Here is a 22,299-nt window from a genome sequence, read left to right as displayed (position 1 = left end):
CTCCGGCATGAATTCTCCGGCATGCCGGATGCGACCAAACTGCGCCTTTCGATTTCGTGACGGCGCTGCCATTGTGCAGTGCGGAAAATCTTTCTAGACAGGCGGCGCGTCAAAGCGCGGCATGTTCGGAAAGATCGCCGCGCACCTTTGGGGCGACATGCTAGGAGTGGCGATGCTTCGCGGACTTTACGACTGGACCTTGTCGCTGGCGGCCCGCAAATCCGCCGAATGGTGGCTGGCCTTCATCGCCTTCGTCGAAAGCTCGGTGTTCCTGGTGCCGGCCGACGTGCTCTATCTGCCGATGGCGCTGTCGCGGCCGGATCGCGCCTACCGCTATGCGCTGATCGCCACCGTCGCCTCGGTGCTGGGCGGCATCGCCGGCTGGTTTATCGGCCATTACGCCTATGACGCGGTGGCGCGGCCGATCCTCGAATTCTACGGCAAGTACGACGAGTTCGAGACGCTGCGCGCGGGCGCGGGTGTCGGCTTCATCATCCTGATGCTGGTCACTTCGGGCGCGGCCCATTTGCCGCCGATCAAGGTGGTGACGATCCTGTCCGGCGTCATCGGCGTCAATTTGCTGCTGTTCATCGTGCTGGCGATCGTGGCGCGCGGCGGCCGCTTCCTGCTGCTCGCCTGGCTTTTGCGCCGCTATGGCGAGCCGATCCGCGATTTCATCGAAAAGCGTCTCGGCCTGATCGCCGGTGGCGCGGCCGCTGCCCTGATTTTGCTCTATATAACAGTCAAATACGCCCTCTGAAGACAGCCATCGCGAGCCGGACGGAGCCGATTGAAATGACCGCGACGATGAATGCCGATCCCGCACGCCAGCGGACGCGCACGGCCCTGTTCCTCGCCGTCGCCATGGCCGCCACCGTCGGCTCGGCGCTCGGCTTCCAGTATCTCGGCGGCTACATCCCCTGCCACCTCTGCCTGGAGCAGCGCACACCCTACTACATCGGCGTGCCGCTGATGGTGCTGGCGGCGATTGCATCGATGCTGCACGCACCGGCTTGGCTGACGCATGGCCTGCTGGCTGTCGGCGGCCTGCTGATGCTCTACGGCCTCTATCTCGGCGTCTATCACTCCGGCGTCGAATGGCAGTGGTGGGCCGGCCCGACCGATTGCACCGCGGGTGCTGGACCGGTCGACACCGGCGGCAAGGGCGTGCTCGACGCGCTCGACAAATTCGTGCCGCCATCCTGCGACAAGGCCGCACTGCGCATCCTTGGCCTGTCGCTGGCCGGCTGGAACGCCATCGCCAGCCTGATCCTCGCCGCCGTCGCCTTCCGCGGCGCTTTCGCGCGCGACTGAGCCAGCGCGAGACAGAAACTCGCGCCGCCCGGCCTGCGGCTGGACTTGAGGTGTTGCCGCCGCCCCTTTGCCCTGCCGGGCATTTCTCCCGGTATGGCGACGGGGAGAAAGACGCTGTCATCGCCGATTTCGCCAATCACCAACGTTGCGAGGAATGCGCCGAGGGTGCCGCAGCTTCCCTTCTTCCCGTCACTATACGGGGAGAAGGTGGCGGCAGCCGGATGAGGGGCAGCACCAACTTCGGCAGTTGCCTTGCCATAGCTGATGTGCCGAACTCTACGGCTCCAGCTCGACATCCCAGTACAGGTAATCCATCCAGCTCTCATGCAGATGGTTGGGCGGGAACAGGCGGCCGTTATTGTGCAGATCATGCACTGTCGGCTGGAAGGGCTTCTGCAGCGGCCACATCTTGGCGTGCGCCGGCATCATGCCGCCCTTCCTCAGATTGCAGGGCGAGCAGGCGGCAACGACATTCTCCCACGTCGTGGCACCGCCGCGATGGCGGGGGATAACGTGATCGAAGGTCAGGTCCTCCGGCGTGCCGCAATACTGGCACTGGAAGCGGTCACGCAGGAAGACGTTGAAGCGGGTGAAGGCCGGATGCCTCGACGGCTTCACATAGGCCTTGAGGCTGACCACGCTCGGCAGCTTCATCGAGAAGGTCGGCGAGGAGACGGCGTGCTCGTATTCGGCGACGATGTTCACCCGATCGAGGAACACCGCCTTGATCGCGTCCTGCCAGGACCAGAGCGACAACGGGTAATAGCTGAGCGGGCGGTAATCCGCATTCAGCACTAGTGCTGGAAGCCCATCCGGAGATACGGCAACCGTCACGTGTTTACCTCCTTGGTTCTAGAACCGAACGGCGAGGATACTGTAAGCCCGACATGACAGGGATGTGAAGCGGATTGTCGCGTCGTCGAAGCGGCAAAAAGACATGATTTTCAGGCTTTTTTGCGGTTTCAGGCCGGCGGTGCGGCGTCCCGACCTCTGGTTTCGCGATAATAGGACCAGAAAAGCCGCGACGCGACACCTCGCCAGGGGCTCCATGATTCGGCGAGTTGGATCAGTGTTTTCTCCGGCGGACGCGGGTCGATGCCGAGCGCGTGGCCGACCGCGCTCTGCAAGGCGACGTCGCGCGCTGGGAAGATGTCGGGGTGCCCAGCGGCAAACAGCAGGTACACTTCCGCCGTCCATGGACCGATGCCGGACACCGCCGTCATCGTCGTAATCGCCTCCTGGGCATCGAGCGAACAGAGGTGATGCAGGTCGAGGCCGTCGACCACCGCCTGGGCAACAGCGATCAGGCCACGCTGCTTCGGCCGCGACAGGCCGGCCTCGCGAAACATGTCTTCGCCGGCGGCAAGGATAGCCCGCGGCGTCAGCGGATCGACGAGTTTGACCAGCCGGCCGAAGATCGCATCGGCGCTGGCGCGCGACACTTGCTGAGAGACGACAATCGAAGCCAGGCTTCGAAACCCCGGTTCGGAAAGCCGCAGCGGCACCTCGCCGGCCATGCCGCGTACCTTTTCCAGGCGCGGGTCGATCACGCAAAGCGCATCGAGCCCCCGGGCAATGTCGTCCGATGTCACGATACGCTGCATGCTTTCTTGTTCCTTGACCGTCGACAGGGTAGCAATTGGCGAAGCGCCGCAAAACATGTTTGCCGCCCGAGAGATGACACTCCTGACATTCCGCTTCGCGCCCAGCCCCAACGGCGACCTGCATCTCGGCCACGCCTATTCGGCGCTGCTCAACCAGAAACTGGCGACGCAGGGTGACGGCCGGCTGCTGCTGCGCATCGAGGATATCGACACGGTGCGCTGCACGCCGCAATTCGAGGCCGGCGTGCTTGCCGACCTGAAATGGCTGGGGCTTGGCTGGGAAGAGCCGGTGCGCCGCCAGTCCGAGCATTTCGCCGAGTACAAAGCGATGCTTGACCGGCTGATCGCGGAAGAACTCGTCTATCCCGCCTTCATGAGCCGTGGCGAGATCCGCGCCTTTATCACCGACAGCGAAAAGCACGGACGCGACTGGCCGCGCGATCCCGACGGCGTACCGCTCTATCCCGCCGCCGACAAGGCGCTGCCGATGAAGGAACGCAAGCGGCGGATCGCCGAGAATACGCCCTTCGCCTGGCGACTGGATGTCGGCGCCGCCATGGCGCGTGTCGGCAAGGCCCTGTCATGGACGGAGTATTCCGACGAGACGCTGCTTGCGACGCGCTCTGTCGAAGCCCGCCCGCGGGAGTGGGGCGACGTGATAGTGGCGCGCCGCGACATCCCGACGAGCTACCATCTCGCCGTCGTCATGGACGATGCGCTGCAAGGCATCAGCCACGTCGTGCGCGGGCAGGATCTGTTTTCCGCCACCGGCGTGCAGCGCCTGCTGCAGCAACTCCTCGGGCTGCCGCAGCCTGCCTATTTCCATCATCGTCTCATCCTCGGGCCGGATGGACGAAAGCTGTCCAAGAGCCTCGGCGACACCGGCCTTGCCGCCTTACGCAACGCCGGCGCATCGCCTGATGACGTCAGGCGGATGGTCGGGCTTTAAGCCGGGCGAGATCGGGGAAACCACCTGCCAAACGTCCCGGCCGTTGAATTCCGATGATGCATGGATCAATGGTTTCGCTTTGCGCGTCGGATTGAAGCGCAGTAGAGCAGCGTCACGGTCAACTCTCCCCAGCACGGCGGTCTCCGGAACATGCACAGCATAAAGCGGTTCATTCCCGCCACCTTCGTTGTCCTGTGGGCGACCGGCTTCATCGGCGCGCGCTACGCCATGCCGTGGGCGGAGCCGTTCACCTTCCTTGCCGCGCGTTTCGTCATCGCCGCCATTCTGCTGGCTGTTTTGATGCTTGTGCTGGGCTCCAAGAGAGCCACCCGCGAGGAAGCGCTGCATGCCACCGGCGCCGGCATCCTGATGCACGGCGTCTATCTCGGCGCCGTCTTCTGGGCCATCCACAGGGGCATGCCGGCCGGCTTTTCGGCCCTGATCGTCGGCCTGCAGCCGCTGATCACGGCGGTGGTCGCCGGCAAGTTTCTCGGCGAGGCGATCCTGCCGCGCCACTGGCTGGGCCTTGGCATCGGCCTCATCGGCATCGTCATCGTGCTGTGGCCGAAGCTCGGCGCGCTCGGTGGCGGCGTAACGGCGGCGACACTGACCGCCTCGCTGGTCTCGGTGCTCGGCATGAGCGCCGGCACCATCTGGCAGAAGCGCTTTGCCTCCGGCGGCGACCTCGTCGCGGCGACCATGTGGCAATATGTCGGTGGTGCGTCGCTGATGCTCCTGGCCGCGCTGGCCTTCGAGACGCACACTGTCGTCATCAACGGCGAATTGATCTTCGCCATGGCCTGGCTGGTGCTGGTGCTGTCGCTCGGCGCCATCTTCCTGCTGATGGTGATGATCCGCGACGGCGAGATGTCGAAAGTGGCCTCGCTGTTCTATTTGGTGCCGGCGGTGACGGCCATCATCGCCTGGGCCTTGTTCGACGAGCAACTCAACGTGCTGCAGATTGCCGGCATGGCGATCACGACATTCGGCGTTGGCCTGGCAACAGCTCGGCCGAACAAGGGATGAATTGAGGAACTGAGGAACTGAGGAACTGAGGAACTGAGGAACTGAGGAACCCAAGCGACAGCCCATTCTTCAATTCTTCAATTCTTCAATTCCTCTATCCGCCCAGCACCGACTCATCCGACCCGCGCGCGTGCCTCAAGATAGCGGCTGATCGCGGCATTGAGTTCGCCGCCAAGGATGAAGATCGCCGAGACCATGTAGAGGAAGACCACGGCGATCATGATCGAGGCGAGGCCGGCGTAGGTCGTCACGTAGGACGAGAAATGGTCGAGATAGGTGGCGAAGACAGTCGAACCGACAAGCCATCCGGAAAGCGTGAAGATGATGCCCGGGACGATCGACACCAGGCGGCGCTTGCCCGCCGGCAGCCAGAAATGGACGGCAAACAATCCGCCGACGATGACCGCCGAGGCGATCACGTAACGCCACAGCGTGATCGTGCCCATATAAGGCTTGATCCAGTCGATATGGGCTTCGGCGAGCCGCGCCAGCAGCGGCGCGAACACTAGGAGCACGCTGATCGCCAGAAACCCGGCCGTTGCGATGAGCACGAAGATGATGCTCTGCACCCGGCGGTAGATGATGCCGCGCGTTTCCGAGACGCGATAGGCGCGGTTGAGCGATGTGCGCAGCGCCTCGATGCCGTTCGAGGCAAAATAGGCGGCAAGCAGCACGCCGTAGGTCAAGAGGTCGGTGCGCCTGACGGTCAGCACATTGAGCACTTCGCGCGCGATCGGCTTGGCGATCTGTTCGGGCCAGGTGTCGAACACCAGGTGCACGGCCGTGTCGGAGAACGCCTGCGCGCCGAGGAAGCTCGCCAGCGTCGTGGCGAAGATCAGGAACGGGAACAGCGCCATCAGCGATGTGATCGCCAGATGGCTGGCCATCGCCCAGCCATCATCGGTATTGAAATGGCCAAGCGCGTCGTAGAGGACCCGTTTGAGGGCAACGATCTTCCGCAACAAGAACCGTGCCCTCCAATTGTCTCCACGCCGGGAATATGGGAAGGGATTGCGGCAAATGGCAACCCTTGGCGAAACCACGAGCAGTCCGGCGCAAGAATTGCGCTCGATCATCGTCACCGGCGCATCCTCAGGAATAGGCGCGTACTGCGCCCGCGCGTTGAAGGCGGAAGGCTGGCGGGTGTTCGCGACGGCGCGCAAGCCCCGGGACATCGCCGCACTCGAGGCCGACGGCATCGAGGCCTTCTATCTCGATTATTGCGAGCCGGACTCCATCGCCGCGCTGGTTACGGCGGTGCTCGACCGCACGGGCGGCAGGCTCGATGCCCTGTTCAACAACGGCGCCTATGCGCAAGCCGGCGCCGTCGAGGATTTGCCGGTGGCAGCGCTCAAGGAGCAGTTCGAGGCGAATTTCTTCGGCTGGCATGACCTGACCCGCCGGCTGGTGCCGGTGATGCGCCGCCAGGGTTACGGCCGCATCGTCCACTGCTCGTCGATCCTCGGCCTGACGCCAGTGCGTTTTCGCGGCGCCTATTCGGCGTCGAAACACGCGCTGGAAGGTCTGATGCTGTGCCTGCATCAGGAAGTTGGGGGCAGCGGCATCCATGTCTCGCTGATCGAGCCGGGGCCGGTAACGTCGAAGATCGCCAGCAATGCGCTTCCCTGGTTCTTGAAGAACATCGAGCACGAGACTTCGGTCCACCGCCTCGATTATGCGGCGCAACTGGAGCGGCTGCGGGCTGGCGGCAGCCAATCGGCCTTGAAGCCCGGGCCGGAAGTGGTTCACGCGGCGCTGCGCCATGCACTTCTGTCGCGGCGCCCGCGCGCCCACTATGTGGTAACGGTGCCGGCCAGGATCGGTGCGGTGCTCAAACGCATCCTGCCCGCATCGATGCTCTACCGCATCCTTGCCAAACGCGCCTGAATCAACCGAACTGGGAACACACCATGGCAACCGCCTTCAACATCCTCGCCATTCTGGTCATGGTCGCCGTGGTGATCGTGCTTGTTCGCGGCCTCATCAACATGATGCGCGGCGGCTCCGGCGTCACCTCGAACAAGCTGATGCAAGCACGCGTTCTGTTGCAGGCCGTGGCGCTGGCGCTGATCCTGCTTGCGGTGTATTTCACCCGCAAGTGAGGATATCGGCGGCCGGGAGGCGACGTGGTCAAGCTCAACAAGATCTACACCCGCACCGGCGATGATGGCACCACGGGTCTCGGCACCGGCGAACGGCGGCTGAAATCCGATCTGCGGGTGGACGCCTACGGCACGGTCGATGAGGCCAATGCCTGCATCGGCATCGCCCGGGTGCATACGGCATCGGCTCACCCCGCGATCGACGCCATGCTTTCCCGCATCCAGAACGATCTATTCGACCTCGGCGCCGATCTCGCCGTGCCCGACGACGGCAAGCCGCTCGGCTATGAGCCGCTTCGCATCGTCGCCGTGCAGACCGACCGGGTCGAGAAGGAGATCGATATGCTCAACAAGGAGCTTCAGCCGCTCAAATCCTTCGTGCTCAATGGCGGCACACCGGCGGCCGCCGCCCTTCACCTTGCCCGCACCGTGGCGCGGCGGGCTGAACGGCTGATGGTGGCCCTGGCCCAGGACCCGAACGAACACGTCAACCGCGACGGGCTGAAATACATCAACCGCGTCTCGGATTTCCTGTTTGTCGCCGCCCGGGCGGTCAATGACAACGGAAACGCCGACGTGCTATGGGTTCCCGGCAAGAACCGCTGATGGTCGAAAGCGGAAGAGGGCCTGGGCATGTTCATCCCGCTTTACGACACCAACAGGCTGCGGCACATCCGCCTGCAATATGTGACGATCGGGCTGATCGTGGCCAACGCGCTGGTCTATTTCGCCACCGCGCTAGGCGGCGAGAGTTTCACCAATGCCGCCGTGCTTGGCCTCGGCTTCATCCCGTCGGTCGTGCATGACACCGCCGAGCTTGACCCTCGCTTTATCGTCATCCCCGAAAGCCTGAGCTATCTCAGCTATTCCTTCCTGCACGCCGACATCTTCCACCTCGGCGGCAACATGCTGTTCCTGTGGGTGTTCGGCGACAATGTCGAGGACGCGCTCGGCCACATCCGCTACCTCATCTTCTACCTGTTATGCGCTGTTGCGGGAGCGGCCTTCCAGGGGCTCGTCGCCTGGGATTCGCAGGTGCCGCTGATCGGCGCGTCCGGGGCCATCGCCGGCGTGGTCGTCGCCTATCTGATCCTCTATCCCAGGGTGAAGGTCTGGGTGCTGGCCTTTGCCCGCATCCCGTTGCGCATTCCAGCGTTCATCCCGCTCATTCTGTGGGTGCTGTTCCAGGTGGTGATGTTTGCCGCCGGCGGCGAGGATCAGATCTCCTGGGCCTGCCACATCGGCGGCATCATCGCCGGCGCCATTCTGGTGCTCATATTGCGCAGCCGCGGTGTGCCGCTGTTTGCAGGCCCTGACGAAGACGTCGCGCCCACCGCTCCCAACCAACAGCACGTTGCCACGGAACCGCTGATCCCCGACCCACCCGCCGCGACGCCGCGCTGGGGGCGAGGAAGCGCTCCCAGTTCGGACTGAACCGATTTGAGCTGCTTGCAGCGTATTGACGTGCAGGGTTGCCGCAACTACGGAAACGTCTCCGCCGCGGCCAAAAGGCGGTCAAAGACCAGAATTTCCATCCGGAATGTCGGCTTTCGACAACTCAGCAGGGGCGCAGGCTGCTATAGGCGCGCCCAACTATCTCAAGAGAGGTGACAGGCAAATGAAGATCCTTGTGCCCGTGAAGCGGGTTGTGGATGCGAACGTCAAGGTTCGCGTGAAGGCTGACGGTTCGGCGGTGGAACTCGCCAACGTCAAGATGGCGATGAACCCCTTCGACGAGATCGCGGTGGAAGAAGCGATCCGGCTGAAGGAAGCCGGCAAGGCGGAAGAGATCATCGTCGTTTCGATCGGCCCGCAGCAGGCGCAGGAAACCCTGCGCACCGCGCTCGCCATGGGCGCCGACCGCGCCATCCTGGTCAAGACCGACGAACAGACCGAGCCGCTCGGCGTCGCCAAGGTGCTGAAGGGCGTCGTCGACGCCGAACAGCCCGGCCTCGTCATCCTCGGCAAGCAGGCGATCGACGACGACAGCAACCAGACAGGCCAGATGCTGGCGGCCCTGCTGGGCTGGGCGCAGGGCACCTTCGCTTCCAAGATCGTGCTCGAGGGCGACAAGGCCAAGGTGACGCGCGAGGTCGACGGCGGCCTGCAGACGGTGGAACTGAAGATGCCGGCGATCGTCACCGCCGACCTTCGCCTCAACCAGCCGCGCTATGCCTCGCTGCCCAACATCATGAAGGCCAAGAAGAAGCAGCTCGACGAGAAGACCCCGGCCGACTACGGCGCCGACGTCAAGCCGCGGCTGAAGGTCATCAAGACCGAGGAGCCGAGCGGCCGCAAGGCGGGCGTCAAGGTCAAGAGCGTCGCCGAGCTGATCGACAAGCTCAAGAACGAAGCCGGCGTGCTCTAGGAAATCCGATGAGGCCGGCCTGCAAACGGCCGGTTTCTCCGCTTGCCGAGGCGACGTACTGAAGTACGCTCCGCTCCGGTTCTCGAAACCAACCGTTTTCGACTCGGCCTGACCGGATTTCAGGGAGCCGCGAAAACGAAAGTCAGGAATATCATCAATGGCTATTCTTCTGATTGCAGAACACGACAACGCGACCCTTTCCGACCAGACCGCCAAGGCGCTGTCGGCCGCCCTGCGGATCGGTTCGGACGTGCATGTGCTGGTTGCCGGCAAGGGGGCCAAGCCGGCGGCCGACGCTGCCGCCAAGCTGAAGGGCGTCAGCAAGGTGCTCTTGGCCGAAGCCGACGAACTCGCCGAGCGCCTCGCCGAACCGACTGCGGCACTGGTTGTGTCGTTGGCCGGCGCCTACGACACCATCATCGCGCCGGCGACCTCGTCGGGCAAGAATGTCGCGCCACGCGTGGCTGCCCTGCTCGACGTCGCGCAGGTGTCCGAGATCATCGAAGTCGTCTCGCCCGACACCTTCAAGCGGCCGATCTATGCCGGCAACGCCATCCAGACGGTGCAGTCGACCGACGCCAAGAAGGTGATCACGGTCCGCACCGCCTCTTTCCAGGCCGCCCCCGAGGGCGGCTCGGCCCCCATCGAGACCGTCAAGGCCGCGGCCAATCCGGGCCTGTCCACCTTCGTCGAGAACAAGCTCTCGGAGACCGACCGTCCGGAGCTGACCTCGGCCAAGATCATCATCTCGGGCGGCCGCGCGCTGGGTTCGGCGGAGAAGTTCCAGGAAGTCATCCTGCCGGTCGCCGACAAGCTCGGTGCAGCCGTCGGCGCTTCCCGCGCCGCCGTCGATGCCGGCTATGCGCCGAACGACTGGCAGGTCGGCCAGACCGGCAAGGTCGTCGCCCCCGATCTCTACATCGCGGTGGGTATCTCCGGCGCCATCCAGCACCTCGCCGGCATGAAGGATTCGAAGGTCATCGTCGCCATCAACAAGGACGAGGAGGCGCCGATTTTCCAGGTTGCCGACTACGGCCTCGTCGGCGATCTCTTCGTCATTTTGCCGGAGCTGCAAAAGGCGCTTTGACGCTTTCTGCCAAAGCGTATTAAATGGTGAGGGTGGGGTAGACGAAGTCGCCCCGCCCTTTTAGTTTGCACCGCACAAAAAGCAGGCCGCAAAGGCCTTTTGACGGGATCGGTGTAATGAGCAAGATCGAGACGATCGGCATCATCGGCGCGGGCCAGATGGGCGGCGGCATCGCCCATGTCTCCGCGCTTTCGGGCTACAAGGTGCTGATCCACGATATATCCCCCGACCGCATCGAGAAGGGCATCGCCACCATCAGCGGCAACATGGCCCGCCAGGTGGGGTCCGGCAAGCTCGAGGAGAAGGTGCGCAACGACGCGATGGCGCGCATCTCTTCCGCGCCGGCGATGGCGGATCTTGCCGGCGCCGATCTGGTGATCGAGGCGGCGACCGAGGACGAGACGGTCAAGCGCAAGATCTACGCCCAGCTTTGTCCGCAGCTCAATCCCGAAGCTATCCTGGCGACCAACACCTCGTCGATCTCGATCACGCGGCTTGCCGCGCAGACCGACCGGCCGGAGCGGTTCATCGGCATACATTTCATGAACCCGGTGCCGCTGATGAAGCTGGTCGAGCTGGTGCGCGGCATCGCCACCGAGGACCAGACCTTCGAGGCGGCCAAGACCTATGTGAAGCAGCTCGATAAGACGATCACGGTCTCGGAGGATTTTCCGGCCTTCATCGTCAACCGCATCCTGCTGCCGATGATCAACGAAGCGATCTACACGCTCTATGAGGGTGTCGGCTCGGTCGATGCCATCGACACCGCCATGCGGCTCGGCGCCAACCATCCGATGGGGCCGCTGCAGTTGGCTGACTTCATCGGGCTCGATACCTGTCTGTCGATCATGCAGGTGCTGCATGACGGCCTGTCGGACTCGAAGTACCGCCCTTGCCCGCTGCTGGTGAAATATGTCGAAGCCGGCTGGCTCGGCCGCAAGACCGGGCGCGGCTTCTACGACTATCGCGGCGAGCATCCCGTTCCGACGCGCTGATCAAACCGCGTCAGCAGCAGGCTCTTTTCGGGACCGGTTCTGATCAAGACGCAACGGCCAGTGGCGCGGGCGGTTCTTCCCGATCGGCCCTGCTTTCGCCGTCCGGCGCCAAGGAAACGCAGCCATGGCCGGCCGCCTCGCCGCCATTGGCGTTGATCGCAGCCAGCCCATGCTGGCGCCGATCGCGTGAGTGCGGCGGTCCCAGGTGAAGTCCATAGCGGTGCTGTCGCTAACCGACAAACGGTTGCCGGCATGATTAAGGATCGGCGAGCACGGATCGTGATCGCGGTGGCGCACTACCAGCGCACGAAGAATCGCCCGCCAAGCGCGCCAAGCAGCGCGAGCGCCGCGATCGCCAGCGAGTACCAGGTGGCGACGAAAAGCGGCGAATCGTCGAAGCAGTGCGCGGCGTAGAAGGTCGCCGCCAGCCCGCCGGCGAGCAGGCCCGCAGCCGCGCCGGCAAGCACCGGCCGTGTCGGTGCGCCATAGCGCAGCATCCACAGGAAAATGGCAAGCGGACCGACGCCGATCAAAGGGATGAATGCCATGCAGATCATCATGTTGGAGCCGACCATCCTTGTGCCCCACAGCGCCTCCGGCACCATGAAAAGCTCCAGAACCACCGCCACGGCTATCAACACCGGCGCAGCGGCCATCCAGGCCATTGCCCGGCCCGTCGAGGCTCCCGGCGTCGACAAGGCGCGGACCAGGGCAAAGGCACTGACGGCAAGCACGATGGTGAAGACGAATTTGGAAAGAAAGCGTATCGTGTGGGCGGCCGCCATGAAGTCCGGGCGCGGGCCGATGGTCAGCAGGAAAACGACGGCGGCGATCACCGCTGCCGCACCGGCGGCCATCCACCAGGCCGATTGCAACGGCATCGCCTTGCTACGGGCATCGGCGTCCAGCGCCTTGATGAGATCGTCCGTCCTCATGTCATTCCCGCCCGAATCGCCCCTGCCCGAACCGCTTGGCAATCGCGGCAAGTCCCCGATGCAGCGACACACGCACCGCCGTCTCGCTGATACCGAACTTTGCCGCCGTCTCTCCAATGGAGCGACCTTCCACCGACACGGCTGAGACCACCGAGCGCTGCGCCGGCGACAGGCCGTCCAAAGCCCGGTTGATTTCGCGCTCGCTGACGGTTTCCGTTTCCGGCTCGGCGAACGTCTCGGCGATATCTTCGACATCGATCTCGATACGCCGTCCACGCCGCCGGAACGCGTCGATGAGCTTGAAGCGAGCGATTGCATAGATCCACGGCAACACCGGCGCATCCTGGCGCCAGGTATGCCGTTTCACATGAATGGCCAGCAAGGTTTCCTGCACGACATCCTCGGGATCGACCCCGCCCCGCACGATCTTGCGCCTGACAAAACCGCGCACCAGCGCGGCAATCCGGTGCAGAAAGTCGGCATAGGCCCTTTCATCTCCCGCGATCGCGGCCCGCATCAGCCGGGAAAGCTCGGCCTCGTCCTTGCCGCTCACAAGAGTTCACTCCCCCGATTTTCGCGTCTCGGCGCTGATTTGTTACGTGGCCGGCGAAATAATGTCCAAGCCAAACTAGCGGCAAATCACGAAAGTTTGCAGGCGCTCGATCAAAATCAGCAAAGCAATGTTGACTATCCTGGTCAGGTATCGATAGGTGCGGCCCTGAAAGACCGAAGACCCCGGAGATCGAGGACAATGCGATGAAATACGCTCTTTCCACCCTCGTCGGCGCCACCGCGCTGGCAATCACCCTGCTCGCCGGTCCGGCCATGGCGGAGGATGATGGCATCATTGTCTACAATGCCCAGCACGAGAGCCTGACCAAGGCATGGGCCGAAGGCTTCACCAAGGAGACCGGCATCAAGGTCACCGTGCGCAATGGCGGCGACAGCGATTTCTCGAACCAGATCGTCGCCGAGGGCGCTGCTTCGCCCGCGGACGTGTTCCTGACGGAAAACTCGCCGGCCATGGTGCTGGTCGAAAATGCCGGCCTGTTCGCGCCGGTCGAAGCCGACACACTGGCCCAGGTTCCCCAGGACTATCAGCCGGCCAGCGGCAAATGGGTCGGCGTCGCGGCGCGCAGCACGGTGTTTGCCTATAACAAGACCAAGCTGGCCGCCGACCAGCTGCCCAAGTCGATGCTTGACCTCGCCGATCCGAGCTGGAAGGGCCGTTGGGCGGCCTCCCCCTCGGGCGCCGATTTCCAGGCCATCGTCAGTGCGCTGCTTCAGCTCAAGGGCGAGGCCGCCACGGCGGACTGGCTGAAAGCGATGAAGACCAATTTCACTGCCTACAAGGGCAACAGCACGGTGATGAAGGCGGTCAACGCCGGCGAAATCGAAGGCGGCGTGATCTACCATTATTACTATTTCGGCGATCAGGCCAAGACCGGCGAAAACAGCAAGAATGTCGAGCTGCATTATTTCAAGAACCAGGATCCGGGCGCGTTCGTCTCGATTTCCGGCGGCGGTGTGCTGGCTTCGAGCAAGCATCCGAAGGAAGCCCAGGCCTTCCTGAAATGGGTGACCGGCAAGGGCGGCCAGGACGTGCTGAAGACCGGCGATTCCTTCGAATACGCGGTCGGCAAGGGTGCGGAGTCCAACCCGAAGCTGGTGCCGCTCGCCGATCTGCAGGCGCCGAAAGTCGATGCCACGACGCTGAACTCCAAGAAGGTCACCGACCTGATGACGGCAGCCGGCTTGCTTTAGTTGCCATTCCTCCTAAAAGGACAACCGACCACGCTCCCGCGGGAATTCGCCTTCCGCGGGAGTGATTTTGCTTTTCGAGATGGCATTCGTCGATGACGACACGCTGTGTTCCCGACCGCGATCGCGGTCCTTCAATTGCTGCCGCTGGACGGCAACGGCGCGGCGTCTGACCTGATGCCGTCTGCGGTCGATCTCGCGCGCTCGGGCCTGCCTTCGGGCACAGGCCGAAGGGCTCGGCGACGCGCACCGCTTTGGCTGGTCATCGCCGCCGTCTTCGTTGCGCTGCTGGCGCTGCTGCCGCTTGCCTTCATCATCTGGATCGCGGTGCGGACCGGCTGGGAAGCCGTCTCGGCGCTGGTCTTCCGGCCACGTGTCGGCGAGCTTCTGGTCAATACTATCCTGCTGGTCGCGCTCTGCGTGCCGATCACCATCGTGCTGTCGGTTGCCCTGGCCTGGCTGACCGAGCGCAGCGACTTGCCGGGCGCCCGGTTCTGGGCCTGGCTGTGCGTGGCGCCGCTCGCCATCCCCGCTTTCGTGCACAGCTATGCCTGGATCACCATGGTGCCAGGACTGCACGGCCTGTGGGCCGGCGTCCTGATTTCCGTGATCGCCTATTTCCCGTTCCTGTATCTGCCGGTGTCGGCGGCGTTGCGCCGTCTCGATCCCGCTCTCGAGGACGCCGCCGCCGCACTCGGCCTTGGGCCCCGGCGCGTGTTCTGGCGTGTCGTGCTGCCGCAATTGCGGCTGGCCATCTGCGGCGGTTCGCTGCTGGTCGGGCTGCATCTGCTGGCCGAGTACGGCCTCTATGTCTTCATCCGCTTCGACACCTTCACCACGGCGATCGTCGACCAATTCCAGTCGACCTTCAACGGCCCGGCCGCCAACATGCTGGCCGGCGTGCTGGTGAGCTGCTGCTTCGTGCTGCTCGGCCTCGAAGTGCTGGTGCGCGGCGAGGAGCGCTATGCCCGCGTCGGCTCCGGCGCCGCGCGCTATCAGCAGCGCACAAGCCTCGGACGGGCCACCGTCCCTTGCCTCGCCTTGCTTGTCGTCACCACGCTGCTGGCGCTTGGCGTGCCGTTCGTCACCATCGGCGGCTGGCTTGCCGCCGGCGGCGCGGCTGTCTGGCGCTTCGACGAGATCGGGCTGGCGCTTGGCCAAACGCTGTTCCTGGCGCTCGCCGGCGCATTGCTCGCCACGGTCGCCGCCATGCCGATGGCCTGGATCTCGATCCGCGCGCCGGGGCCATTGCAGCGTCTGCTGGAGGGCTGCAACTACATCGTCGGCTCGTTGCCGGGGGTCGTCATCGCGCTGGCGCTGGTCACCATCACCGTGCGCATCGCGCTTCCGCTCTACCAGACCCTGTTTACCATCCTGATGGCCTATGCGCTGATGTTCCTGCCGCGCGCTCTGGTCAGCCTGCGGGCGTCGATCGCGCAGGCGCCGGTCGAACTCGAACGCGCCGCTTCCAGCCTCGGACGGCCGCCGCTGCAGGCGCTGTGGTCGACCACGATCCGCCTGTCGGCGCCAGGTGCCGCGGCCGGCATGGCGCTGGTGGCGCTCGGCATCATGAACGAACTGACCGCCACCCAGATGCTGGCGCCGAACGGCACCCGCACGCTGGCGATGGCGTTCTGGTCCTACAGCGGCGAGATTGATTATGCCTCCGCGGCCCCTTACGCCTTCATCATGGTGGCCATGTCGCTTCCCTTGACCTGGCTGCTTTATGTCCAGTCGAAACGGATGGCCGGACGATGAGCTTTCTCGAAATCAGCGGCCTGCACAAGCATTACGGCCCGGTGGCGGCGCTTGCCGGCGTCGACCTGAGCGTCGCCAGTGGCAGCCGCACGGCAATCGTCGGTCCGTCCGGCTGCGGCAAGACGACTTTGCTGCGGCTGATCGCCGGCTTCGAGGCCCCGGACCGGGGCCGCATCACGCTCGACGGCGAGGTGCTGGCCAATGGCGGCGCGGCGGTGCCGGCATATCGCCGCGGCATCGGCGTGGTGGCGCAGGATGGCGCCCTATTCCCGCATCTGACCATTGGCGACAATATCGGCTTCGGCATGGCCCGCGGCGAGGACAAGCGCACCGAGCGCATCGTCGAGCTCGCCTATATCGTCGGGCTCGACAAGGCGATCCTCAAACGCCGCCCGCACGAGCTCTCCGGCGGCCAGCAGCAGCGTGTGGCACTGGCCCGCGCCATGGCGATGAAGCCGAGACTGATGCTTCTCGACGAGCCGTTCTCGGCGCTCGATACCGGCCTGCGCGCCTCGATGCGCAAGGCGGTGGCCGAGCTTCTGGAAACCGCTGGCATCACCACCATCCTGGTGACGCACGACCAGGCCGAGGCGCTGTCCTTCGCCAGTCAGGTCGCGGTGATGCGCGACGGCAAGTTCTCGCAGATCGGCACGCCGCGCGAACTCTATTTCAAGCCGAAGGACAGGATGATCGCCGAGTTCCTCGGCGACGCCATCATCCTGCCGGCAAAGATATCCGGTGGCTTCGCCAGCTCGCCGCTCGGCCGCATCGCGCTCGACACCAATGAAAGCCGCGACATTGCCCGCATCATGCTGCGGCCGGAGCAGATCGCGCTGAAAAGAACGTCGCGCGAGGGAATGTCGGGCACTTCGGACATGCTGTTCGGCGAAGTCACGGAATCGGAATTCGCCGGCTCGATGTGCACGATCGCGGTGCGGCTCTTGAACAATGCCGATCCGCCCGATGCGGCCGCCATCGGCAACACGCCGCTGGTGCTGCGCAAACCGGGCATGGACGCGCCGGCGGTCGGCGAGATCGTCCGGCTGACCGTGTCGGGAAAGGCGCATGTCTTCGCCTGAACGGTCGAAAGCTTTTCGGCGCTGCGCCTCAATCCGACTCACACGGTGATGCGTTCGCCGGTCTCGCCGGAATAGATCGGCCACTGTTCGAGAAAATCGCAGCCGTGCACGACCACGTGCTCGTTGGCGCTGTCGACGAGGACGACCGCGTAGGAGGGCGGCGCTTGCTCGACAATCTCGCTCGATCTGTCGAGGGCAAGCTCGAACCTGGCATGCAGGCCGCGCTGCGCCGAGAACGGAATGCCGGCGACCGTGCCTGCGATGTCGCGATGGACGTGGCCGAAGAAGATGTGGCGGACGTTACCATGCCCCCGAAGCAGGCCCAGCAACCGTTCGGGTTGCTCAAGGGCGAGCGGATCGAGTTGCGGCAGGCCGAGCGTGACCGGCGGATGATGCATGAAGACATAGGCGGGCCGGCCTGCCGCTTCTTCGAGCCGGGCTTCCAACCAGGCAAACCGCTTGTCGCACAATTCGCCTTCGACACGGCCCTCCGCCAGGCAATCGAGGAACAGCAGCACCTCGTCGGCTGTTTGGCGAGCCGACTGCACGAAGCCGTTCTCGTCGACCGGAATTTCAGGAAACGCCGCAACAAGATTGGCCCGCCGGTCATGGTTTCCCGGAAGCAGTTGAAAGGGCACCGACAGCTCGCTCAGAGCGGCGCGGAGATCGGCATAGCTTTCGGGCGCGCCGGTCTCGGTCAGGTCGCCGGTGAAGACGCAAAGCGCGGCATCGGTGTGATGCGCATTGATGTGCGCGATGCATGAAGCCAGCCGCTGATGCAGGTCGACGCCATAGCGGCGCTCGCCTTGCCGGCCAAGATGGACGTCGGTGACCTGGATAATCTTCATTGCGGGCTTCTTCGCCTTGCCGGTGGTGCCGGTCCCGTCATCGGCGACAATGGCTTTAGAAATCAAAGTGCCGGTTCCGGCACCGAAGCCTTGAAGACCTCGAGACGGGTTCCCGCATCCGACGAGAAGAAATGCAGATCGTCGGGCGAAAACCGCAGACCCACCGCGCTGCCGGGTTCCGGGTGGACGGCCTCCGAGGTCATGACGGAAAACGGCGCGCCGTCTAGATCGACATAGATGACGCGGCCCGCGCCCAGTTCCTCGACCAGGTCGACGGTCGCATTGAGCGCGCCTGCGGTGCCCGGCGCCACCAGCCGCACGGCTTCCGGCCGGATACCGACCGCCACCTGCGTGCCGACCGCCAGGCCGGCGCGCGGAACGGCAAGATGCCGGCTGCCGGCGAGCAGCGAGACCCCGTCGAGGTCCACCGTGCCTTCAAGAATGTTCATGGCCGGCGCACCGACGAAGGTGGCGACGAAACGGCTGGCCGGACGGCTGTAGATCTGGGCTGGCGTGCCGACCTGTTCGACGCGCCCGCCATTCATCACCACCAGCCGGTCGGCAAGCGTCATCGCCTCGACCTGGTCATGGGTTACGAAGACAGACGTCGCTTTCAGCCGGCGATGCAGCTTGCGTATCTCCGAGCGCATCTGGACGCGCAGTTTCGCGTCAAGATTGGACAGCGGTTCGTCAAAGAGAAAAACCTTGGGCTCGCGGATCATCGCCCGGCCCATGGCGACGCGCTGCCTCTGGCCGCCGGACAACGCCATCGGCTTGCGGTCGAGCAGATGTTCGAGCTCCAGCGTGCGGGCGACCGCCTGGATGCGCAGCTGGCGCTCGGCGGCGGCAACGCCCGCGACCTTGAGCGAATAGCCGATGTTCTGCGCTACGCTCATATGCGGATAGAGCGCGTAGTTCTGGAACACCATGGCGCAGCCGCGCTCACGCGGCTCCAAATTGTTGACCACGGTGTCATCGATAGCGATCTCGCCGCCGGATATGTCCTCCAGTCCCGCGATCATCCGAAGCAGCGTGGACTTTCCGCAGCCTGATGGCCCGAGGATGACGACGAATTCGCCCGATGCGATGTCGAGGTCGACGCCATGCACGACCTGCATTTTGGCGTAGCTTTTCTTGACGTCGCGAATGGTGATGGAGGCCATCTTTCGTCTCCTTTCAGGTCACTTTTCGGTGGCGATCAGGCCGCGCACGAACCAGCGCTGCATGGCCACGACAACGATCAGCGGCGGCAACATGACGATAAGCGTTCCGGCCATGGCGATGTTCCATTCCGGAATGCCGCCGACATTGGGGATGAGCTGCTTGAGTTCCGTGACCGCCGTCGCATGCGACTGGTCGGTGGTGATCAGCAACGGCCACAGATACTGGTTCCACGCCCACAGGAACATGATGGTCCCAAGCGCGGCCATGTTGTTGCGCGACAGCGGCAGCAGGATGTCGATGAAGAAACGCAGCGCGCCGGCGCCGTCCATGCGCGCGGCCTCGGTCAGTTCATCCGGAACGGTGAGGAAGAACTGCCGGTACAGGAAGGTCCCGGTGGCGGTCGCGACCAGCGGCAGGATCAGGCCGGTATAGGAATTGAGAAGGCCGAGGTTGAGCGAAACCTGGACGCCCGATACCTTCTCGATCAGCCAGCTGATTCCGGTCAGGTCGAGGATGGTCTGATAGGGCGACAGCACATTGGCGACGACCGCGTAGGTCGGCACGATGCGCACTTCCAGCGGCAGCATCAGCGTCACGAAGATCAGCCAGAATATGAAGGTGCGGCCGGGATAGCGGAAATAGACGATCGAGAAGGCGGTGAGCGCCGATATGATCACTTTGCCCGCCGCGACGCCGACGGCCATGATGAAACTGTTCAGAAGCTTGGGGCCGAGGTCGGCCGTCGTCCAGGCCGTCTTGATGTTCAGCCAGAAGTCGCTGCCCGGCAGCAGCGACATCGGTACGTCGTTGACATCCCTGAGATTGTGCGACGCCGCGATGGCGACGATCACGAACGGCGCGACGCACAAGACGAAGCCGATGAACAGGATCAGATGCGTGAAGAAATTGAGGAAGGGGGTGCGCTCTACCATATCGGCATCACCTGTAGTGCACGCGCCGCTCGATGAAGCGGAACTGGAAAATGGTCAGCACGACGATGAGCACCATCAGGATGATGCTCTGCGCGGCGGCGCCCGAATAATCGAGGCCTTTGAAGCCGTCGGAATAGATCTTGTAGACCATCAGATTGGTGGCGTTCGCAGGGCCGCCGGCGGTCATGATGTCAACGATGCCGAAGGAATCCTGGAAGCTCTCGGTGATGTTGATGACCAGCAGGAAGAAGATCGTCGGCGTGATCAGCGGGAACTGGATGTCACAGAAGCGCCTGACGACGCCGGAGCCGTCCATTGCGGCTGCCTCTATCAGCGAACGCGGAATGGCCTGGAACGCGGCGAGGAAGAAGATGAAGTTGTAGCCGACATACTTCCAGGAAAAGGCGATGATGATCGAGGCCATGGCATCTGTGCCGTCAAGGCCGGGATCCCAGAAGCCGGGCCAGACCTGGTTGACGACGGCCATGAAGCCGGCTTCCGGCGCAAGGATGAAGCGGAACGCCATTGCCAGCGCCGGCGCCGCGATGCCGTAAGGCCAGATCAGCACCACGCGATAGAAACGCGATCCGGCAAGTTGCCGATCGGTCAAGGCGGCCAGCACGAGGCCAATGAACATCGCAAGCCCGGTGCTGACGGCGGCAAAGACAACACTGGCGATGATCGAGTTCCAGTAGTCGGTATTGGAGAGGATCGAGCGGAAATTGTCGAGCCCGACCCAGATGTTGCCGCCGCCCCAAGGCTGCTGCAGCGTCAGCGACCAGTACACGGCCTGACCGGCGGGCCAGTAGAAGAAGGTGAAGATCAAGAGGAGCTGAGGCACCGCGAAAAGGATGCCGATCGTCCAGCTGCCAAAGGTAACGCGTTTTTCCATCGGTCCGCCGATGCCGCTCAACGGCCAGTCACGTGTGCATTAGATACGCGAAACACCCGCCCGTCGACTCAAGCATGAGGCTCGACGGGCGGCCTGAAAATCGCCTGTGGGTCAGGGCAGGGTCTTGCCCGGATAGGTCTGCTGGAAGCGGTCGAGGATGGCGTCGCCATTCTTGACCAGCGTGTCGAGGCCTTCCTGGACACTGACCTTGTTGGCGAAGATCGCCTGCATCTGGGTGCCGAACTCGGCGCGGATCTGGGTGAAATTGCCCAGCCGCACGCCGCGGGTGATTTCGGTCGGCTCGGACGCGGTCAGGCTGGCGATCGCGACTTCGCGGCCCTTGTAGGGCGCCTTGTCGTAGAAGCCGGTGGACTTCATGTAGTCGAAGCCCGACTTGGTCACCGGGATGTAGCCGGTGTTGGTCGACCAGAACAGGGCGGTCTTGGGGTCATGGATGAAGTTGAGGAACGCGGCCGCGCCCTTGTATTCGGCATCCGACTTGCCGGAGAGAACCCAAAGCGAAGCGCCGCCGACGAGTGAATTCTTGCGCTCGGTGCCGGCATAGACGGGCAATTCGGCGACATCCCAGTTCATGCCTGCCTTCTGCGTCTTGCCGACCGTGCCGTGGTCGCCGACCGAAGTCATGATGACCTGGCAGGTGCCGGAGGCGAAGGCCTGGACCATGTCCTGGCCGAGGTCCTTCGACTTGATCTTGATCAGGCCGGCATCATACCACTTCCTTAGGTCGGTCACGTATTGGACGAACTTGGTCTTGTTGACTTCCAGACGCGCGTCGAGGCCGTCATAGCCATTGTTCCTGGTGGCGATCGGCTGATTGTGGATGGCCGAGAACTGCTCCATCAGCTGCCAGCTTTCGTTGGCCGAGATATTGATCGCCATCGGGCATTCATAGCCGGCGTCCTTCATTGCCTGAAGATCGGTGCCAACGTCTTCCCAGGTCTTCGGCGCTTCGGTCTTGCCAATCTTGGCGAAGGCGTCCTTGTTCCAGTACATCAGCGCGGTCGAGGAATTGAACGGGAAGGACAGCATCTCGCCCTTCGAGGTCGCGTAGTAGCGGGCGATGCCGGGGAAATAGTCGGCGTAGTCGATCTTGTAGCCGTTTTCTTCCATCAGCTTGTCGGCCGGCTTGTAGGCGCCCGACAGCATCATGGTGGCAGTGCCGACATCATAGACCTGGACGACGGCCGGCTGCTTGCCGGCGCGGAAGGCGGCGATCGTGTTCTGCAGCGTGGCGTCGTAGTTGCCCTGGCTGGTGCAGACGACTTCATAGTCGGCCTGCGAGGCGTTGAAGTTCTTGCACAGAGTGTCGACGACGCGGGCAAGGTCGCCCGAAAGGCCGAACCAGAAATCGAATTTCACCGGCTCTGCGACGGCGGGCATGGCAAGCGCGATGCTGAGCGCGCCTACGGCAAGGGCGGCAAAGCCCCGCTTGATGATGGTCATGATTTCTTCCCTCTTGAGTGG

Annotated in this window: 24 protein-coding genes; 14 read left to right on the top strand and 10 right to left on the bottom strand. The window is 63.8% G+C overall.

Translation table 11 applies throughout. The annotated features are described in order from the left end of the window. Positions 1-172: 172 nt before the first annotated feature. Together NKH03_RS02250 and NKH03_RS02245 are read left to right on the top strand one after the other, a co-directional pair. Positions 173-760, top strand: a complete 588-nt coding sequence (locus tag NKH03_RS02250) for a YqaA family protein (RefSeq protein WP_352966920.1) — start codon at positions 173-175, stop codon at positions 758-760. A 35-nt stretch (positions 761-795) separates the two neighbouring features. Next, a complete protein-coding gene (locus NKH03_RS02245) occupies positions 796-1,314 on the top strand; it encodes a disulfide bond formation protein B (protein WP_352966918.1) in 519 nt (172 codons plus the stop codon). Positions 1,315-1,590: 276 nt separating this feature from the next. Here the strand turns inward: NKH03_RS02245 and NKH03_RS02240 are convergent, their stop codons facing one another. Both NKH03_RS02240 and NKH03_RS02235 read right to left on the bottom strand, forming a co-directional pair. After that, the gene (locus NKH03_RS02240; RefSeq protein ID WP_006328497.1) at positions 1,591-2,148 is read right to left on the bottom strand and encodes an HNH endonuclease; all 558 of its coding nucleotides are present in this window, start codon (positions 2,146-2,148) and stop codon (positions 1,591-1,593) included. A gap of 128 nt (positions 2,149-2,276) precedes the next feature. Continuing rightward, positions 2,277-2,918 (bottom strand): DNA-3-methyladenine glycosylase family protein, encoded by a 642-nt coding sequence (locus NKH03_RS02235; RefSeq protein WP_352867842.1) that lies wholly within the window; start codon positions 2,916-2,918, stop codon positions 2,277-2,279. A 73-nt stretch (positions 2,919-2,991) separates the two neighbouring features. On the opposite strand from NKH03_RS02235, the gene gluQRS reads away from it, so the two are divergent. Both gluQRS and NKH03_RS02225 read left to right on the top strand, forming a co-directional pair. After that, positions 2,992-3,867 (top strand): tRNA glutamyl-Q(34) synthetase GluQRS, encoded by an 876-nt coding sequence (gene gluQRS, locus NKH03_RS02230; protein ID WP_352966981.1) that lies wholly within the window; start codon positions 2,992-2,994, stop codon positions 3,865-3,867. Positions 3,868-4,017: 150 nt separating this feature from the next. Further along, positions 4,018-4,893 (top strand): DMT family transporter, encoded by an 876-nt coding sequence (locus NKH03_RS02225; RefSeq protein WP_352966916.1) that lies wholly within the window; start codon positions 4,018-4,020, stop codon positions 4,891-4,893. Between the two features lie 113 nt (positions 4,894-5,006). On the opposite strand, the gene NKH03_RS02220 is transcribed toward NKH03_RS02225, so the two are convergent. Further along, on the bottom strand, positions 5,007-5,858 hold the full coding sequence (locus NKH03_RS02220) for a YihY/virulence factor BrkB family protein (RefSeq protein WP_032906951.1): 852 nt from the start codon (positions 5,856-5,858) through the stop codon (positions 5,007-5,009). 55 nt (positions 5,859-5,913) lie between these two features. On the opposite strand from NKH03_RS02220, the gene NKH03_RS02215 reads away from it, so the two are divergent. From NKH03_RS02215 to NKH03_RS02185, 7 genes are all read left to right on the top strand, one after another. Continuing rightward, the gene (locus NKH03_RS02215) at positions 5,914-6,780 is read left to right on the top strand and encodes an SDR family oxidoreductase (protein WP_352867851.1); all 867 of its coding nucleotides are present in this window, start codon (positions 5,914-5,916) and stop codon (positions 6,778-6,780) included. A 23-nt stretch (positions 6,781-6,803) separates the two neighbouring features. Further along, positions 6,804-6,995 carry a twin transmembrane helix small protein gene (locus tag NKH03_RS02210; protein ID WP_352867854.1) on the top strand — a complete coding sequence of 64 codons (192 nt, stop codon included), beginning with the start codon at positions 6,804-6,806 and terminating at the stop codon, positions 6,993-6,995. Between the two features lie 24 nt (positions 6,996-7,019). Beyond that, on the top strand, positions 7,020-7,601 hold the full coding sequence (locus NKH03_RS02205; protein WP_352966914.1) for a cob(I)yrinic acid a,c-diamide adenosyltransferase: 582 nt from the start codon (positions 7,020-7,022) through the stop codon (positions 7,599-7,601). Between the two features lie 27 nt (positions 7,602-7,628). After that, a complete protein-coding gene (locus tag NKH03_RS02200; protein WP_352867860.1) occupies positions 7,629-8,429 on the top strand; it encodes a rhomboid family intramembrane serine protease in 801 nt (266 codons plus the stop codon). A gap of 184 nt (positions 8,430-8,613) precedes the next feature. Next, positions 8,614-9,363, top strand: a complete 750-nt coding sequence (locus NKH03_RS02195) for an electron transfer flavoprotein subunit beta/FixA family protein (protein WP_352966912.1) — start codon at positions 8,614-8,616, stop codon at positions 9,361-9,363. A 157-nt stretch (positions 9,364-9,520) separates the two neighbouring features. Then, entirely contained in the window at positions 9,521-10,450 is a 930-nt protein-coding gene (locus NKH03_RS02190; protein WP_352966910.1) for an electron transfer flavoprotein subunit alpha/FixB family protein, read from the top strand. A gap of 116 nt (positions 10,451-10,566) precedes the next feature. Beyond that, positions 10,567-11,445 carry a 3-hydroxybutyryl-CoA dehydrogenase gene (locus NKH03_RS02185; RefSeq protein ID WP_352867869.1) on the top strand — a complete coding sequence of 293 codons (879 nt, stop codon included), beginning with the start codon at positions 10,567-10,569 and terminating at the stop codon, positions 11,443-11,445. Positions 11,446-11,741: 296 nt separating this feature from the next. Here NKH03_RS02185 and NKH03_RS02180 read toward each other — a convergent pair whose 3' ends face one another. Further along, complete coding sequence (locus NKH03_RS02180) at positions 11,742-12,380, bottom strand: NrsF family protein (protein WP_352966908.1); 639 nt, start codon at positions 12,378-12,380, stop codon at positions 11,742-11,744. A 1-nt stretch (position 12,381) separates the two neighbouring features. Further along, the gene (locus NKH03_RS02175) at positions 12,382-12,933 is read right to left on the bottom strand and encodes a sigma-70 family RNA polymerase sigma factor (protein WP_352966906.1); all 552 of its coding nucleotides are present in this window, start codon (positions 12,931-12,933) and stop codon (positions 12,382-12,384) included. Between the two features lie 203 nt (positions 12,934-13,136). Here NKH03_RS02175 and NKH03_RS02170 point away from each other — a divergent pair, with 203 nt between their 5' ends. The 3 genes from NKH03_RS02170 (at position 13,137) to NKH03_RS02160 (ending at position 16,978) form a co-directional block, all read left to right on the top strand. Then, on the top strand, positions 13,137-14,144 hold the full coding sequence (locus NKH03_RS02170; RefSeq protein WP_352966905.1) for an iron ABC transporter substrate-binding protein: 1,008 nt from the start codon (positions 13,137-13,139) through the stop codon (positions 14,142-14,144). Positions 14,145-14,318: 174 nt separating this feature from the next. Beyond that, entirely contained in the window at positions 14,319-15,899 is a 1,581-nt protein-coding gene (locus tag NKH03_RS02165) for an ABC transporter permease (protein WP_352966979.1), read from the top strand. Then, on the top strand, positions 15,896-16,978 hold the full coding sequence (locus NKH03_RS02160) for an ABC transporter ATP-binding protein (RefSeq protein ID WP_352966903.1): 1,083 nt from the start codon (positions 15,896-15,898) through the stop codon (positions 16,976-16,978). Before NKH03_RS02165 ends, NKH03_RS02160 begins: the two co-directional genes overlap by 4 nt. Positions 16,979-17,016: 38 nt before the next feature. Here the strand turns inward: NKH03_RS02160 and NKH03_RS02155 are convergent, their stop codons facing one another. The 5 genes from NKH03_RS02155 to NKH03_RS02135 form a co-directional block, all read right to left on the bottom strand. Then, positions 17,017-17,826, bottom strand: coding sequence for a phosphodiesterase (locus NKH03_RS02155; RefSeq protein WP_352966978.1), 810 nt, complete (start codon positions 17,824-17,826; stop codon positions 17,017-17,019). Positions 17,827-17,888: 62 nt separating this feature from the next. After that, positions 17,889-18,989: a sn-glycerol-3-phosphate import ATP-binding protein UgpC gene (locus tag NKH03_RS02150; RefSeq protein WP_352966901.1), complete on the bottom strand. Its 1,101-nt coding sequence runs from the start codon at positions 18,987-18,989 to the stop codon at positions 17,889-17,891. An 18-nt stretch (positions 18,990-19,007) separates the two neighbouring features. Then, positions 19,008-19,922: an ABC transporter permease subunit gene (locus tag NKH03_RS02145; protein ID WP_352878974.1), complete on the bottom strand. Its 915-nt coding sequence runs from the start codon at positions 19,920-19,922 to the stop codon at positions 19,008-19,010. A gap of 7 nt (positions 19,923-19,929) precedes the next feature. Next, on the bottom strand, positions 19,930-20,814 hold the full coding sequence (locus NKH03_RS02140) for a carbohydrate ABC transporter permease (protein ID WP_352867887.1): 885 nt from the start codon (positions 20,812-20,814) through the stop codon (positions 19,930-19,932). Positions 20,815-20,925: 111 nt separating this feature from the next. Further along, entirely contained in the window at positions 20,926-22,278 is a 1,353-nt protein-coding gene (locus NKH03_RS02135) for an extracellular solute-binding protein (protein WP_352867890.1), read from the bottom strand. Positions 22,279-22,299 lie beyond the last annotated feature (21 nt).

The organism is Mesorhizobium sp. M1406 (genome assembly GCF_040317555.1).
Taxonomy (GTDB): domain Bacteria; phylum Pseudomonadota; class Alphaproteobacteria; order Rhizobiales; family Rhizobiaceae; genus Mesorhizobium.
This window is presented reverse-complemented; position numbering and strand designations above follow the sequence as displayed.

Excerpts from the sequence above, each read along its gene's own strand:
- NKH03_RS02250 (WP_352966920.1), top strand. The coding sequence starts at position 173 with ATGCTTCGCGGACTTTACGACTGGACCTTGTCGCTGGCGGCCCGCAAA.
- NKH03_RS02245 (WP_352966918.1), top strand. The coding sequence starts at position 796 with ATGACCGCGACGATGAATGCCGATCCCGCACGCCAGCGGACGCGCACG.
- NKH03_RS02235 (WP_352867842.1), bottom strand. The coding sequence starts at position 2,918 with ATGCAGCGTATCGTGACATCGGACGACATTGCCCGGGGGCTCGATGCG.
- gluQRS (WP_352966981.1), top strand. The coding sequence starts at position 2,992 with ATGACACTCCTGACATTCCGCTTCGCGCCCAGCCCCAACGGCGACCTG.
- NKH03_RS02225 (WP_352966916.1), top strand. The coding sequence starts at position 4,018 with ATGCACAGCATAAAGCGGTTCATTCCCGCCACCTTCGTTGTCCTGTGG.
- NKH03_RS02215 (WP_352867851.1), top strand. The coding sequence starts at position 5,914 with ATGGCAACCCTTGGCGAAACCACGAGCAGTCCGGCGCAAGAATTGCGC.
- NKH03_RS02210 (WP_352867854.1), top strand. The coding sequence starts at position 6,804 with ATGGCAACCGCCTTCAACATCCTCGCCATTCTGGTCATGGTCGCCGTG.
- NKH03_RS02200 (WP_352867860.1), top strand. The coding sequence starts at position 7,629 with ATGTTCATCCCGCTTTACGACACCAACAGGCTGCGGCACATCCGCCTG.
- NKH03_RS02195 (WP_352966912.1), top strand. The coding sequence starts at position 8,614 with ATGAAGATCCTTGTGCCCGTGAAGCGGGTTGTGGATGCGAACGTCAAG.
- NKH03_RS02190 (WP_352966910.1), top strand. The coding sequence starts at position 9,521 with ATGGCTATTCTTCTGATTGCAGAACACGACAACGCGACCCTTTCCGAC.
- NKH03_RS02185 (WP_352867869.1), top strand. The coding sequence starts at position 10,567 with ATGAGCAAGATCGAGACGATCGGCATCATCGGCGCGGGCCAGATGGGC.
- NKH03_RS02180 (WP_352966908.1), bottom strand. The coding sequence starts at position 12,380 with ATGAGGACGGACGATCTCATCAAGGCGCTGGACGCCGATGCCCGTAGC.
- NKH03_RS02170 (WP_352966905.1), top strand. The coding sequence starts at position 13,137 with ATGAAATACGCTCTTTCCACCCTCGTCGGCGCCACCGCGCTGGCAATC.
- NKH03_RS02165 (WP_352966979.1), top strand. The coding sequence starts at position 14,319 with ATGCCGTCTGCGGTCGATCTCGCGCGCTCGGGCCTGCCTTCGGGCACA.
- NKH03_RS02160 (WP_352966903.1), top strand. The coding sequence starts at position 15,896 with ATGAGCTTTCTCGAAATCAGCGGCCTGCACAAGCATTACGGCCCGGTG.
- NKH03_RS02155 (WP_352966978.1), bottom strand. The coding sequence starts at position 17,826 with ATGAAGATTATCCAGGTCACCGACGTCCATCTTGGCCGGCAAGGCGAG.
- NKH03_RS02150 (WP_352966901.1), bottom strand. The coding sequence starts at position 18,989 with ATGGCCTCCATCACCATTCGCGACGTCAAGAAAAGCTACGCCAAAATG.
- NKH03_RS02145 (WP_352878974.1), bottom strand. The coding sequence starts at position 19,922 with ATGGTAGAGCGCACCCCCTTCCTCAATTTCTTCACGCATCTGATCCTG.
- NKH03_RS02140 (WP_352867887.1), bottom strand. The coding sequence starts at position 20,814 with ATGGAAAAACGCGTTACCTTTGGCAGCTGGACGATCGGCATCCTTTTC.
- NKH03_RS02135 (WP_352867890.1), bottom strand. The coding sequence starts at position 22,278 with ATGACCATCATCAAGCGGGGCTTTGCCGCCCTTGCCGTAGGCGCGCTC.